The 14,002-nt window shown below is 35.6% G+C and carries 16 protein-coding genes; all 16 read right to left on the reverse strand.

The window, feature by feature from the left end; translation table 11 throughout:
* Nucleotides 1-21: 21 nt before the first annotated feature.
* The 16 genes from LKV13_RS01330 to LKV13_RS01405 are packed head-to-tail and all read right to left on the reverse strand — an operon-like array spanning nt 22 to nt 13,999.
* The gene (locus LKV13_RS01330; RefSeq protein ID WP_229088821.1) at nt 22-1,917 is read right to left on the reverse strand and encodes a FapA family protein; all 1,896 of its coding nucleotides are present in this window, start codon (nt 1,915-1,917) and stop codon (nt 22-24) included.
* 2 nt (nt 1,918-1,919) lie between these two features.
* Complete coding sequence (locus LKV13_RS01335) at nt 1,920-2,423, reverse strand: hypothetical protein (protein WP_229088822.1); 504 nt, start codon at nt 2,421-2,423, stop codon at nt 1,920-1,922.
* Between the two features lies 1 nt (nt 2,424).
* Nucleotides 2,425-3,315, reverse strand: coding sequence for a MinD/ParA family protein (locus LKV13_RS01340; protein ID WP_229088823.1), 891 nt, complete (start codon nt 3,313-3,315; stop codon nt 2,425-2,427).
* A 12-nt stretch (nt 3,316-3,327) separates the two neighbouring features.
* Nucleotides 3,328-4,494 (reverse strand): flagellar biosynthesis GTPase FlhF, encoded by a 1,167-nt coding sequence (flhF, locus tag LKV13_RS01345; RefSeq protein WP_229088824.1) that lies wholly within the window; start codon nt 4,492-4,494, stop codon nt 3,328-3,330.
* A complete protein-coding gene (gene flhA / locus LKV13_RS01350) occupies nt 4,494-6,584 on the reverse strand; it encodes a flagellar biosynthesis protein FlhA (RefSeq protein WP_229088825.1) in 2,091 nt (696 codons plus the stop codon). The genes flhF and flhA overlap by 1 nt, the downstream gene beginning before the upstream one ends.
* Before the next feature lie 4 nt (nt 6,585-6,588).
* Nucleotides 6,589-7,716 carry a flagellar biosynthesis protein FlhB gene (flhB, locus tag LKV13_RS01355; protein WP_229088826.1) on the reverse strand — a complete coding sequence of 376 codons (1,128 nt, stop codon included), beginning with the start codon at nt 7,714-7,716 and terminating at the stop codon, nt 6,589-6,591.
* On the reverse strand, nt 7,713-8,501 hold the full coding sequence (gene fliR / locus LKV13_RS01360; protein ID WP_229088827.1) for a flagellar biosynthetic protein FliR: 789 nt from the start codon (nt 8,499-8,501) through the stop codon (nt 7,713-7,715). Before fliR ends, flhB begins: the two co-directional genes overlap by 4 nt.
* Nucleotides 8,502-8,516: 15 nt before the next feature.
* Nucleotides 8,517-8,780: a flagellar biosynthesis protein FliQ gene (gene fliQ, locus LKV13_RS01365; RefSeq protein WP_229088828.1), complete on the reverse strand. Its 264-nt coding sequence runs from the start codon at nt 8,778-8,780 to the stop codon at nt 8,517-8,519.
* Between the two features lie 7 nt (nt 8,781-8,787).
* A complete protein-coding gene (gene fliP / locus LKV13_RS01370; protein ID WP_229088829.1) occupies nt 8,788-9,552 on the reverse strand; it encodes a flagellar type III secretion system pore protein FliP in 765 nt (254 codons plus the stop codon).
* Between the two features lie 9 nt (nt 9,553-9,561).
* Nucleotides 9,562-10,191: a flagellar biosynthesis protein FliZ gene (locus LKV13_RS01375; protein WP_229088830.1), complete on the reverse strand. Its 630-nt coding sequence runs from the start codon at nt 10,189-10,191 to the stop codon at nt 9,562-9,564.
* Nucleotides 10,184-10,528, reverse strand: coding sequence for a flagellar motor switch protein FliN (gene fliN, locus LKV13_RS01380; protein ID WP_229088831.1), 345 nt, complete (start codon nt 10,526-10,528; stop codon nt 10,184-10,186). The genes LKV13_RS01375 and fliN overlap by 8 nt, the downstream gene beginning before the upstream one ends.
* Before the next feature lie 41 nt (nt 10,529-10,569).
* On the reverse strand, nt 10,570-11,628 hold the full coding sequence (fliM, locus tag LKV13_RS01385) for a flagellar motor switch protein FliM (protein WP_229088832.1): 1,059 nt from the start codon (nt 11,626-11,628) through the stop codon (nt 10,570-10,572).
* A 17-nt stretch (nt 11,629-11,645) separates the two neighbouring features.
* A complete protein-coding gene (gene fliL, locus LKV13_RS01390; RefSeq protein WP_229088833.1) occupies nt 11,646-12,176 on the reverse strand; it encodes a flagellar basal body-associated protein FliL in 531 nt (176 codons plus the stop codon).
* 37 nt (nt 12,177-12,213) lie between these two features.
* Nucleotides 12,214-12,996, reverse strand: a complete 783-nt coding sequence (gene motB, locus LKV13_RS01395; protein ID WP_229088834.1) for a flagellar motor protein MotB — start codon at nt 12,994-12,996, stop codon at nt 12,214-12,216.
* Nucleotides 12,996-13,778, reverse strand: a complete 783-nt coding sequence (locus LKV13_RS01400; protein WP_229088835.1) for a motility protein A — start codon at nt 13,776-13,778, stop codon at nt 12,996-12,998. The genes motB and LKV13_RS01400 overlap by 1 nt, the downstream gene beginning before the upstream one ends.
* A complete protein-coding gene (locus LKV13_RS01405) occupies nt 13,775-13,999 on the reverse strand; it encodes a flagellar FlbD family protein (protein ID WP_229088836.1) in 225 nt (74 codons plus the stop codon). Before LKV13_RS01405 ends, LKV13_RS01400 begins: the two co-directional genes overlap by 4 nt.
* Nucleotides 14,000-14,002: the final 3 nt, after the last annotated feature.

Raw genomic sequence — 14,002 nt, forward strand, 5'->3', positions numbered from 1 at the left:
CCTCCTACAACCCGTGACCCACTATGGTTTAAAAGGAACATAAGCTGCCGTCTTAATAACATCGTCATCCTCTACAAAAGCTACATTATTATAATCTCTTGAAAGCTCGTAATAAACACCCCTAATATGAATCTTAACCCCAGCATAAGCGGTGTGTTCAACAAAAATTTTACCATCCACAATACTACCTTCAAGCTCACATTGTAAGCTTTCTTGCTTATCTTTCACCATCTTTATTTCCAAAATCAGAATCTTTTTCTCATTAAGAAGCTCATTACAAATGTCAATTTTTAAAGACTTTTCAGCCTTATCAGCGGTGGCTAAAATGTTCTTCTTTAAAACAGAAACATCCTTGCTTACTACCTCTAATCTCTTCTCAATCTTTGCAAGACATTTAGTAAACCTAGACAGCAAATCCTTTATCTCAGGGTCATACCCAACGCCAAGGGAAGTTTCAGCATTACCCTCAGACCCAATTGAATACGCCCTAATTTCCTCCCTAGCATAAATATTGGAACCAACTATTTTAGATTTCTTCCCAACACACAAAACTCTTCTTTTGCAAGATACAAAAGAATTGACAATACCCCTTACAACTTCAATATCACCATGACACTTTATGCTAACATTTTCCAAGAATTTGGCTTTAATCCCTCTCTTCGAATAAATCTCTGAGCCCCCTTTACCATTAACACCACTGCTTAAAACGAGGAGCCCATCCGTTCTCAAATTACACCTACCAACAAGACCACTTACCTCTATTCCGCCCTTAGCCATAATGTTATACCCATCTAAAACACTTCCCTTAACAAGAACCATACCATTATTTACTATGTTCCCAGTCCCAGGGCCAACATCACCCTCAATAACATAAACATCATGGACAGCAATGACCCCATCTACAGCAGACATGTACCCATTGCATTTTGCAATAATTTTATTTCCTTCTCGTATAGTATTCTCCCCCAAAGCAAATTCCAACTCACTGCCATCCTCTGCTTCCAATACTTTTCCAAAAACAGTATACCCATCAGTGCCCTTCTTTAAGGGCACAATCTCTGCCAACTCATCCCCTTCGCTAACATTCCTAAATCCAATATTTAAATTATCAGGCTCACCATGATGTTTATCATCAAAAATAAACTTAACATAAGAATCACTCCCCTTAATAGGGGCTGCACCCCTTGCCATCTCAACCGGCTCACCGTAAATAGGGAAATCCACAAAATTTTCTATCTTATCTCTAAGGAATGCTCTCTCTGATATTCCATATTTTTTAAGAATATTAAAAATATCTTTGTCTAATATCTCATACCCATTATCCCCAGGTTCAGTAAACTCAATAGTCACTGACATCGAATCTTCAGATATTTGAACCATCATAGTTACACTCTCAGAAGGGTCGGCATCAAAATCGCCTATCCGTTCATACTTCCCATTAGCATTCTCAACTAAGGATCGAATAAAATTCTTATCCAAATCTTGCCTGTTGACCTTGAAACGCAACTTATTCATTACATCCTCAAAATTAACAGCGCCTCCTTGCCCCTTAGGCGCCACAACTTTTAGAAATATACCCCTCGGAGTTTTCCTGATAAAAAATAAGCCATCCGTTGACAAAATTTCTTCATCTCTGTCCCCCACACCTAAAACATCAGAAACGCCAAGCTTAGTATAAGAATTTTTATAAGCAACTATTCTCCATTTCTTCCTACCATATCCAAATATTCCACTAGTTCCTCGTTCCAACACCTCATAGTCTAAATCTTTATAAGGGATAGAAAGTTCTAAAGAAGCATCATTTAAAGCCTCTTCAAGAGTATCTGCCTCTACCTCCATTAGATTAACATTATTTTCCCTTTCCAAATAATCCCTCATCTTACTGCGAAAGTCAGAAAAACTGACGCTATTAGGCATGTCTACTCCTTCCTATTAATCAAGGTTTTAATAGCTTTAGCAACAACTTTTGGATCATTGGCCTCCAGATAAGAGAGCTGACTAGACAATTTATCACTAAACTGAATGTTACTACTAGGCTTAGGCTTGCTATCACTATGCTCTGTGCTGTATTTTTCAAGCTCCTCCATAAACTGAAAATCATTACCACTCTCACTTTTCTCATCAACAGGAATACCAACAAACGAGGAGCCCATATCAACTGTCCCAGTTTCGCGCTTCTCGCCTTTACTATACTCATAGTCTACCTTGCTGTTAAATCTTATATCTTTAAAAAGATCATACAAATACTTTTTATATATAAATTCTATCAAAATCCCAATGAGGAAAAAAAACACAAACTGGACTAATGCTCTAAACAATATCGTAAAAAAATACAAGCGCGCGATGAGGCCAAAAATAACTGAAACAACAAACGCAAACGCGCTAAATAATAAGACATACCTAACTTCCCTACCAAACAACATACTACCTTTCCATGCCAAAAAATTTAGATATAAACCCTATCACACCCCTTCTTTTCTTACCATCCAGAGAAACTTCTTCAAGGGTAGCCACAATAGAATCAAGACAATAACTAGCCCTACTATTAGGAGTTAACAAAATAAAAGGCCTCTGCTTGAAAACAGAATTTCTAATGTTCTGATCTTCGTAAACATACCCCAAATAATCAATATTCAAATTCAAAAACTGACTCGATATGTCAATAACCTTCTTGGCAACTGCTTTGCCCTCGCTTACGTTAGCAACCCTATTAACAACAAGTCTTAAATTCTTTAAATTCTCCATCCTGTGAGCTAAAACCTTGATGATACCATAAGCATCCGTTATAGAAGTAGGCTCTGGGGTTGTAACAATCACCACATCATCACTAGAAAACAAAAATGAAATTACCTGCCTTGAAATCCCTGCACTAGTATCTATGATAACTATATCATATTCATAAACTTTCAATAACTCTTTTATAAACTGACTCATTTCAGCATCTGAAAGATCTAGAAGCTCCGTTGTCCCAGAAGCACCAGCCAAAAGATCAATATTATATTCCGTTTTTGTTATCACTTCTTTAATATCTTTGCCTTGCATAATCATATGATAAATACTGTACTTTGGTATAACTCCAAGCAAAATATTAATGTTGGCCATCCCAATGTCGGCATCAAAAATTAAAACCTTCTTGCCAAGATTTGAATACTTAAGGGCAAGTCCCACAGCAATGTTACTCTTGCCAACTCCACCCTTGCCACTGGTAATAGAAATAAACCGAGTTCTACTGTTTTGAATTTTATCATCAACGGCAAAATTAGCCTTACTACTCAATCTCATAATATCTCTTAAACTTTGGGCCTGATCTTCCATTTTATATTATCCTCAATAATAAGATTTACTTTTAATCCTTCGAACGAATTCAACATCATCACTTATTCTGTATCCATTTATCTTCTTTATGAAAGTGAGTGGTTCTGCCACACTAATATTGTGAGGAACCACTTGCCCATCCGTGATATAAGAAACTTCCTTTTTCATTTCATGGATTAAACTTATCAAGTTTCCAACACATGTTGTCTCGTCTAATTTCGTAAAAATTATAGTCTTATAATTAAAGGGAGAAAATTGATGAAATATCTCCTTAATGTCTGCCGTTTTTGTAGTAGAACTTACGGCTAAATGAAACTCAGCATCACCTCCACAAGCATTCAAAAGTTCTTTCATCTCAGCAAGCTTCATGAAATCCTTAGGGCTCTTCCCAATAGTATCAATAAGAACAAGATCAAAATCTTTCGACTGTGTTATCTCTTCTTTTAAATCCTTAAAAGACTCAATTGCCTTAACCGGAATCCCCATAATATCACCATAAGTTTGAATTTGTTTCTTAGCTCCTATACGATAATTATCAATAGTAATAATCTTAATACCTAACTTCTTACTATCACCATTGATTCCGTAAATTGCTGCAAGCTTTGCAATTGTGGTAGTTTTCCCGACCCCTGTTGGTCCAACCAAAATAAAAATCCTCTTCTTAAGATTATCAATAAGGGAGCCCGAACATTTAATAGTACCAGCGATATATACTACCACACTGTCCCTAACTCTATCATAATCATCAAGTCTCAACAAACTAAACTCTTTCTTAATAAAATCATTAACTTCTCTGATGTAATTTTCAGAAAAATCATTGTCACGCAATATATCTTCTATTTTCAAGATTGTTGGATGATTAATTTCTTCCTTCTTATGCGCAAGTTCACTCTTAAGGGATTTAACCTCCTTAAGAACGTCTTCAATCGAAGAGCTCTCTTCTTTTTTAATACTTTGAAGAATCTTACGCTTCTCCTCCTCAACATTGATCTGTTGCTGCCCAATATCATATCTAACATAACCTGAGACCTCAATCCAATCCTTACTAAATAAGCCAAAGATCCCACCGTAGGGTATGGTCTTATAAGTCATAACCCTAGCATTCTTTCCATATTTCTTCTTAATCGTTTCTATGACCTCATTATAGGTTGAGCCTCTTTCTGTAAAATATTGAACCATTATTCTTCAACCTCTACTGTCTTAAGCACATTAACCTTAACATTCTTGGGAACCTCCAACACAGAAATAACAACAATATCTGAAAGATCTCTACTCACTAAAACCCTTATTACAGGTCGCGCAGACTCGCTTGATAGCACAACGGGATAATACCCTTGAGCTTGAATTTCATTTATAATTTTAAAAAGCGCATAAACAAATTTTGTCTTCAAATTAGGATCAAGAGAGCTTATAAGGTCATTATTAGATTCAAACCTTGACTCAATTATTTTTTGTTCAAATTCTGGATTTATTGTTATTACATTAAGCTCCAAATTGGAATCCAAATATCCACTAACTATTTGTCTTCCGATTGCTTGTCTACATTTTTCAATTAAGAAGAATATATCTTTGGTAATACTTGTAAAGTCTGCTATTGTTTCAAAAATTGTAACTAAATTACGGATTGAAACTTGTTCCTTTAAAAGACCCTGAAGTACCCTTTGAATCTCTCCAACTGAAAAATCCTTTAAAACTTCCTCAACAATTACTCCATAATCTTTCTTAAACACGTCAAGAATATTTTGCACATCTTGCCGTGTTAAGATTTCGAAAGCATGCCTCTTAACAAGTTCTGTCATATGAGTAGCAATAATAGAAGGCGGATCAACTACAGTATAGCCTAACTTCTCAGCAACCTCTCTTCCATTATCATTCACCCAAAGAGACGGAAGTCCGAACGAAGGATCCCTTGTAAGATCTCCCTCTATACCAGAATCATCGCCCACATTGATAACCAAAAATTTACCAAGCTTAATCTCCCCATGTCCAACCTCTACTCCCCTGAGCTTAAATGAATACTCATTGGATTTAAGGCGCATATTATCAACTATTCTAATTCTAGGTACAACTATTCCGAATTCAAGTGCAATCTCACGACGTATTTTTATAATACGATCAAGAAGTTCTGATGTTTTTGTATCATCCACTATTGGCACAAGATTATATCCGATCTCTAAAGATAAAGGATCTAGTGGAACAACAGGAGCAACTTCTCTTTCAGCATAACTTGACATCTCATCTTCTTCTTCCCTTTGCCTCTCATAAAACTCCTTGTTCTTAATTAAATTAGAAAGTGAATAAGCTAGTAACGCTATTACTAAACTTAACAGAATCAGTATTAATGTAGGAAACCCTGGTAAGAATGCCAAAAACAATAAAAATCCAGATACAATCCAATAAATCCCTGAATAAGAGGTAAACTGCCGAACAACTTCTCCCCCAAAACTATCTTTAGCTATTGACCTTGTAACAATAAGTCCTGTCGCTGTTGAAATTAACAATGCTGGTAGTTGCGACACAAGTCCATCTCCAACGGTTAAAGATACATAATTGTTAATCGCATCGTCAAAAGGAAGACCCTGCAGAGTAACACCTATTACAAGTCCCCCAACAATATTTATAAGAGTTATTAAAAAACCAACCTTTACATTCCCTGAAACAAATTTAGAAGCACCATCCATGGCTCCATAAAAATTCACCTCCGCCTGTAAATCACTTTTCTGCCTTGTAGCTTCCTCTTCCGTTAAATTTCCAGAGCTGTACGCAGAATCAATAGCCATCTGTTTCCCAGGAAGAGCATCAAGTGCAAAACGAGCAGCCACCTCAGCAACCCTAGTAGCCCCCTTAGTGATAACAATAAATTGAACTGCAACTATAATAAGAAATATTATAAACCCAACAACAAGACCCTGAGTCCCAGTACTTCCAATAACAAATGTCCCAAAAGCTCTTATCATTTGACCATTAAAGTCCAAACCCCTTGTCAAAATTAATCTAGTAGAAGAAATATTTAAAACAAGACCAAAAATAGTCATAACAAGTAAAAGTGTCGGAAAAACTGAAAAATCAAGTGAACGCTTAGAATAAAGAACAATAAGAACAATTAAAAGACTTACCACCAAATTGACTGCAATCAAGGCATCCAAAACAAACGCAGGAAGTGGTAAAATAAAACCAGCAACAATAAGTATTAAACCAATCGAGACCACTAGATCCGATTTATTAGCCAAGCCCAAATACCCTAATACAGTATCCCTTCTAGCATTCAATAACTCAACCTCTACTTAAATTTTTGGTAATAGAATACACCTTTACAAGTACTTTTGAAACAATCTCCCAATATTCTCTCGGAATCTCCTCATTAACTTTGACCTTAATATAAAGAGCTCTTGCAAGTGTCTTATTTTCCATTACTGGAACAGCATTATCCCTAGCAATTCTTTTAATTGTAAAAGCAACTTCATCCTGCCCCTTTGCAAGAACCTTTGGTACCGTCATAGTTTTACTATCCCATTTAATAGCGACAGCGAAATGCTCTGGATTGGTAATTACCACATCTGCCTGAGGAACCGTTACATTTAAATTAGAATTTAAAATTTCCCTCATCCTTTCTCTCATTCTAGAACGGAGCAGAGGATCGCCTTCCATTTCCTTTTTCTCCTGTCTCACCTCTTCTTTAGTCATTTTCAAACTTTCAACATAACGAGTCCTTTGAAAAGCATAATCTAGCACACTAATAACCAGTAACACCATTATTGAAAAAAAACACATTCTATAAGCCAGACTTAAAACAACAGAAATCCCACCTTCAAGACTATACTCAGACATCCTTGAAACCTTGCCTATATTGCTTTTCAGAATGATGTAATATATCAGAAATATTATAACAACTTTTAATAAACTTTTAAACAAATTAAAAAAAGCATCAAATGAAACAAATGAATTCTTGACCCATTTTGAGAAATTCGGTCTCACTCTATCCCATTTAGGTGTTATAGGCTTAAAAGTAATTAAAAACCCAACCTGGACAACATTAACAAAAAAGTTAACTACAAATGATATTAGAAGAAATACCATTGCATATCCAAACATTGCTTTAAAATATGCAAAACCTAGTGAATAAATACTAATAGACATTACTTCTGGAAGCTTACTTGCTTGCCATTTAAAAACGCTTATTAGATCTTGAGCAGCATAGGATAACATGAAGAAGAATACTGTTAATAATACAAAAAGACTAATTACTGAGTTAATTTCATTTGACTTTAATACCTGTCCCTCTTCTCTTGCTTTCTGTTTTTTCTGATCAGTAGGTAATTCCGTTCTACCCTCATCTTCTGAAGCAAAAAAATTAAGAGGGATATACCAATTTTTATCCAATAGGCTCTCTTTAGCTTTCATTTCAAAATCCCAGAAAACAGATTTAAAGCATTCTGCATAGATTCTAAAGCAAGCTCAATGACTCTCTTAACAGATATTGTCAAACTTGGAAAACTAACATACAAAATAAGAAGACCTAGGCACAAAGAAACTGAAAAGCTGAGCATTAATAAATTCATTTGAGGAGAAGTTTTTGAGAGTATCCCCAAAATCAAATAAAATAGCAAAAGCACTCCTAGTATCGGCAAAGAAATTACTAAAGCTTTTTCAAAAAGAATGGCAAAAGAATAAAAAATTAATTTAATAAACTCATAATTGCTTACATTAACCAAATTTTCGATTCTAACGTTTAAGATAGAATCATGAACTCCAATAAAAAAGAAACGCAGCAAAATATCATTAGACAAAAATAAAAGTAAAAAAAAATATGTAAATATCTGAGATATCACCAAGCTATCTTCTTCTGCAAATACATCAAAAATATTTGCATAAGCAAGTCCCATCTGATTTGAGAAAAAAAACCCCATTAAGTGAAAAACATTAAAAATTATACTTACAAAAAAAGCCTGAATAAGTCCCAGAACCGCTTCTCCTAGTAATATCAGCACAAATGAAAACAGATTATCTAAAGGATAGGCAATATTTATCTTATCCAGAAGGACAATAGAAAGAATTAAAGAAAAGAAAAAATTCAAATAACCTACCTTCACTGTTGAGAAGAGAGGGGAAAATCTTAAAAAAAGAAAAACCCTAACAAATACAGGTAAAACAACAAAAGACTTCAAGACTAAAAAATTTATATCCATATTCTAAATTCACAATCATATATTTTGTATCTGATTAAATACCACAAAAGTAAACTGCATAAGTTTTTTTAAAATCCAGGGGCCAAAAATAACAAGAGTTAACAGTATCATGATAATTTTAGGTATAAAGCTCAGAGTTTGGTCTTGAATCGATGTGACCGCTTGAAAAATTGAAACTAAAAACCCAACCACAAGAGCCGTAATCAACATCGGAGCTGATAAAATAATAATATTCTCAATAGAAATCCTGATTAGATAAATAATTTGACCAGTTGTCATTTAACTCTCACACAAAGCTTTTAATAAGCCCCCCTGTAATTAAAGTCCACCCATCTACCATTACAAAAAGAATAAGTTTAAACGGCAAAGAAATCATCACAGGTGGCAACATTATCATCCCCATTGCCATTAAGACCGAAGCCACAATAATATCTATTACTATGAATGGCAAAAATATCAAAATCCCCATTTTAAAAGCAACTTTCAGCTCATGCAAAACAAAAGATGCAATCAAAACATGAGTTGGAACCTCACTAAAATTTTTGGGCTTTGCATAATTGCTCATACTCATAAATAATCTAATTTCTTCATGCCTACCATTAGACATCTGCTTGTACATAAAACTCCTAAGTGGAACAATTCCCTTATCATAAAACTCACTGAAAGTTATTTTGGAATCTTTAAGAGGTACATACGCCTCCTTGTATATTATGTTAAAAGTTGGCCACATTGTAGAAAGAGTTAAAAACAAGGCCAGCCCCATTATTACTTGATTTGGAGGAGATTGTTGAAGCGACAATGCTCTTCTGATAAAATCTAGTACTATTGCTATTCTTAAAAAAGAAGTCATTAAGACCAAAAAAGCTGGAGAAAGGGTTATTATGGCCAATATCAACAAGAGCTGCAAAGGAAAAACTATCCCCCCGCCCGTGGAATTTTCAAAATCAACAAATGGGAAATTTAAACCGGTAGTAGGTTGTAAAGACTTAGTCTGCGCAAACGAAAAACTTGCAATTCCAAAAAACAACAAAAGAATTATTTTATTTCTCAAAAACAACCTCTAAAACTTTTTCAGTCTGTCTTGTTTGCTCTTTAAAGAAATCTCAATATCTTTTTCTAACTCCGCATACCCGACCCTATCAAGCAACTCTTCATCATCCTTTCTACCCCTGTGCAAAACTTTATTAAATATTGTTCTAAAAGAATTTTTATTACTAATAATTTCGTCCTTTCCAAGCTCAAATTCCAAATTGGCCATCTCTTCTCCTTGTCTTATCTCCCGCAACAAAACGGAAGCATTGCTAGATACCAGCAATACATAAACAGTCCCCAATACACTAATAATTCTTATAGAACTCTTGGCATCTATTTCATAAAAAGCAAGTTCTCTTATAGAATCTGACTTTCTATAATCTCTCGTTCTTTTATGGCCAAAAATCACTTTCTTAAATAAAAAAGCACAAAAAACAAAAAAAGACAAAAACAACAATACCTTAATTAAATCTGCAATGTCAAAAAGAGGCATACCCTGTATATCACCACTATCCAATTTAGTCTCGTCATCTCCAAATATAGGCAAGTCAGCCTCGTTTTCCAATCCAGAGGAAGCAGTATCCAAGCCGACGCCCCCCTCCTGAGCAAACAAACTTTTAGAAAATAAAAGAAATATTAAAAGTGCAAACTTAATCATTTTTAATTTTAATTATTTCGGTAATTCTAACTCCAAAATTCTCATCAATTACAACTACCTCCCCTTTGGCTATCACCTTCCCATTTACCAAAATATCTACAGGCTCTCCCGCAAGCTTATCAAGCGTAATAATAGTACCCTCAGACATTCCAAGTATGTCCTTAATCTTACGCTCAGTCCTACCAAGCTCAACAGTAACCTGCATGGACACATCCATCAAAAGTCCAAAATTACTAGGATCAACTCCCTCTGGCAAAGTGTCAATCAAGTCAGGAAGCTTAACCCCCTTTATCTCAGGCTTCTCCTCTCCCTTAAAATCATTCTCATCTACACCCATAAATTACCTCTTCACTCAGCTTAATAATACTATTGTTTAAATCACTCAATGTCTTCTGTGAGTTCTTTCAACAAATCAAAATCTTTTACATCACCCATCTTCTCTGTAATCTGAACAGAGATCTTATTCCCCACAAGGCCCATTCTACATTTAAACTTTTGTTTGGTTCCTACCTTTAAACTCAAATCTTTATTTATTAAAGAATTTTCAAGACTAATAACATCTCCCCTTTCCAAAGATAATATTTCCCTTACCTTCAGCCTAACCTCTCCCATCTCTGCTATTAAAGGCATGCCTGTATTCTCAAGCTTTTTTCTTAATGCATCAAGATTTTCACTAGTAGTACCCACACCAATTAAAGAGTGCCAATATCTTGTTGAAAGTTTAGAAACAATAGGCTCTATTGTAATGTAGGGCAAGCAAAAGTTCATAAGCCCCTCAACCTTACCTATTTTAACCTCAAGAGTTACTAAAATAATCATTTCCGTTGGAGGGACTATTTGAGCAAATTGAGGGTTAACTTCTATATGACCAAAGCGGGGTCTGAGGTCAACCACCTGAGACCAAGCCTCTCTCATATTAGCGAGTATACGAATAATAACACTTTCCATCACAGACTGCTCTATTTCCGTCAAATCCCTACTCTTATCCTTAATAGTATCCCCATCTCCACCAAAAAGCCTATCAACTATTGCAAAAGCAATGGTCGGGTCAACTTCAAATATAGCAGAGCCCTTTAAAGGATCCATATTGATTATTGCTAAAGTAGTAGGATTTGGAATAGATCTAATAAACTCTTCATAAGTCAACTGATCAACAGAAGCCACATGCACGTGAACCATTTTTCTTAAAAGAGCTGACAAAGAAGTCGTAGTATACCTTGCAAATGCCTCATGAAAACTCGAAACCGTTCTAACCTGCTCCTTTGAAAATTTGTCCGGCCTCTTAAAATCATAAATCTTAACCTTCTGTTTCTTGCCCATAGGGCTAGATACAACATTAGAAAGCGCGTCGTCTGCCGACAGGCTATCAGACGAATTAATAGATTCTAGTAGACTGTCTATATCATCTTGAGACAACGCCCCTGGATTACTCGCCATTTAAATCCCTCTTAAAATTACATGTCAAATATATCGATTTGTGTTAGTGCGATTTCCTTTATTTCACCATTTCTCAGAACACTATTAATCCTAGCCTTAATTTCAGCTTTAATCTGACTTTCGTTCTTTATCTCCTGTGCTGTTCTCTGGCTAAAATACTCTCTAATAATATCCTTTAACCTTACCTTCTGTCTTCCAAGTTCATTTAGAATATTTATATTATTCTCGGCATAACCCAAGGCAAGCTTTATCACAAAAGTCTTAGGAGGAGTATCCAGAGTAGTTCCCCTAATCTCATCTATGCTTTCATACCATATAAGCATAGGAGGTTTCCCTAAATACTCATTAGAGAAAACTGGAAAATCATTAGGCGCTCCGCTCTGACTTACTACCATTTTAGACACAAAATAAGAAACCATAATCATAACAACAACAGTAAACAACCCTATAGCTATTATCTGTAAAATTTTTATTACAATGCCCGATACCAAAGCACCTTTTCCCCCATCACCCCCAACATCCATACTATCATCTTCCTTCTCAGGCATATTTCCTCCTATAAAATTTTTCCCTTATCCTAATCTATCATTGATTAATACCCTTAGTAGAACTTAAAGAAGAATCGCTTGTAATCAATATATCTATTCTCCTATTGTATGCCCTACCCTCAGGTGTATCATCCGCAGCAATTGGCCTGCTCCCAGCCAACCCAGACACCTCGAACTTACTCTCAATGTCTTTCGTCCTAGACTGATCAGTGTAATTTAAAATCTGTTCTAGCATATTCACTGCTCTCGCTGCCGAGAGCTCCCAATTACTTTTCCAAATCCCATTTATGCCAGTATCGACACTGTCCGTATGCCCCTCTATTTTAAAATTATATCCATGCCCATCCAGATACCCAATGAAAGATGCTATCTTTTGTATAGTTTCTCTATTTTCATCAAGCTTAACCACAGCACTAGCTGTATCAAAAAAAGAATCTGCCAAAAGGGATACAACAACCCCTCGCTCAAGTCGCCTAACAATAACACTCTTGGACTGAATTTTTTCAATAAACTCAATCATAGACTTATTTCTAGCTGTCTGAGAAGCTTGCTTATTCTTCGCAGTAGAAGGCAAAGACATAAAACTGTTACTCAAATAAGAGAGCCTATCAATATCTAAAGTCTTCCCTCCTTTAAAAAATCCGGAACCCGTAAATGAAGCCGACATTATCCTTACTATATTCTCCTTAAAAACAACATCACTTAATGAAAACATAGTAACAAAAAAAACAAGAAGCAAAGTAACCATATCCCCGTACGTCAACATGTATTCAGGGGCGCCTTCTTCACATTTTGAACGCTTCCTAGCCCGCAATGCCATTATTCACCTCCAAGAACACTCCCAACTTGATTCCTATCCTTAGGTGTTAAGAATGTCACCAACTTCTGCTCCAAAATCCTGGGATTGTCTCCTGCCTGAATTGATAAAATACCCTCGACTATCATAGTCTTAACCGCTACCTCCTCAGAATCTATAGACTCTAATTTAATCTGAACAGGAATAAACATTAAATTAGCCATTATCGTACCATAAAGAGTCGTAATAAGAGCAACGGCCATAGAAGAACCGAGTGCTGATTTATCTTCCAAATTCCCAAGAAGAGCTATAAGCCCAATAAGCGTACCCGTCATTCCAAACGCAGGGGCAAGCTTTGCCCAAGTTCCAAAAAGATTAGAACCCATCTTGTGCCTCTCCTGCATCTGATCTAGCTCAAGATAAAGCATAGTCCTAATTATCTCAGGATCAGCACCATCAACAACAAGTCTCATTCCAGACTTAAAAAATGGATCACTGATTTGTTCAAGCTCATCGTCAAGAGACAAAAGCCCTTCTTTCCTAGCCTTTTCTGAAAGCTCCACCAAAGTCTTTATATTGGAAGCCTTAGCAAAAGAACTCTTTTTAAAGAAAAAGCCTAAATAAGTAGGTATTTTCCTGACAGCGATAACTTCTGCAGATGCCATAAGCGCAGAAAAAGAACCAACAACTGTAATAAAAACTGAACTTAAATCCCAAAAAACCCCCAATCCCGTCGGAGTAAACGCCATAGAAATTAAAATAGCTCCAAATCCAATTCCCCAACCAAGTATACTAGCCAAATTCATAACCCAACTCCCTCATCTCCTCCTTGCGTAACCTTACCCAAAAAAACAACCTCTCTTCTATAAGTCTTAATTCTATCAACCACCTCTTCTACATCTTCCTTTACAACCAATTTCTTGCCATTCATCAACAGAATCGTAGTATCGGGATTGGATTCAATACTCTCAATATGATAAGGATTTAAGTAATATCCCTCCCCATTTAATTTAGTCACATAAATCATAAA

The organism is Candidatus Borrelia undatumii, assembly GCF_020882015.2.
Lineage (GTDB): Bacteria > Spirochaetota > Spirochaetia > Borreliales > Borreliaceae > Borrelia.

Bases quoted from the DNA above. Each gene is read 5' to 3' on its own strand.
- LKV13_RS01330 (WP_229088821.1), bottom strand. From the start codon at position 1,917: ATGCCTAATAGCGTCAGTTTTTCTGACTTTCGCAGTAAGATGAGGGAT.
- LKV13_RS01335 (WP_229088822.1), bottom strand. From the start codon at position 2,423: ATGTTGTTTGGTAGGGAAGTTAGGTATGTCTTATTATTTAGCGCGTTT.
- LKV13_RS01340 (WP_229088823.1), bottom strand. From the start codon at position 3,315: ATGGAAGATCAGGCCCAAAGTTTAAGAGATATTATGAGATTGAGTAGT.
- flhF (WP_229088824.1), bottom strand. From the start codon at position 4,494: ATGGTTCAATATTTTACAGAAAGAGGCTCAACCTATAATGAGGTCATA.
- flhB (WP_229088826.1), bottom strand. From the start codon at position 7,716: ATGAAAGCTAAAGAGAGCCTATTGGATAAAAATTGGTATATCCCTCTT.
- fliR (WP_229088827.1), bottom strand. From the start codon at position 8,501: ATGGATATAAATTTTTTAGTCTTGAAGTCTTTTGTTGTTTTACCTGTA.
- fliQ (WP_229088828.1), bottom strand. From the start codon at position 8,780: ATGACAACTGGTCAAATTATTTATCTAATCAGGATTTCTATTGAGAAT.
- LKV13_RS01375 (WP_229088830.1), bottom strand. From the start codon at position 10,191: ATGATTAAGTTTGCACTTTTAATATTTCTTTTATTTTCTAAAAGTTTG.
- fliN (WP_229088831.1), bottom strand. From the start codon at position 10,528: ATGGGTGTAGATGAGAATGATTTTAAGGGAGAGGAGAAGCCTGAGATA.
- fliM (WP_229088832.1), bottom strand. From the start codon at position 11,628: ATGGCGAGTAATCCAGGGGCGTTGTCTCAAGATGATATAGACAGTCTA.
- fliL (WP_229088833.1), bottom strand. From the start codon at position 12,176: ATGCCTGAGAAGGAAGATGATAGTATGGATGTTGGGGGTGATGGGGGA.
- motB (WP_229088834.1), bottom strand. From the start codon at position 12,996: ATGGCATTGCGGGCTAGGAAGCGTTCAAAATGTGAAGAAGGCGCCCCT.
- LKV13_RS01400 (WP_229088835.1), bottom strand. From the start codon at position 13,778: ATGAATTTGGCTAGTATACTTGGTTGGGGAATTGGATTTGGAGCTATT.
- LKV13_RS01405 (WP_229088836.1), bottom strand. From the start codon at position 13,999: ATGATTTATGTGACTAAATTAAATGGGGAGGGATATTACTTAAATCCT.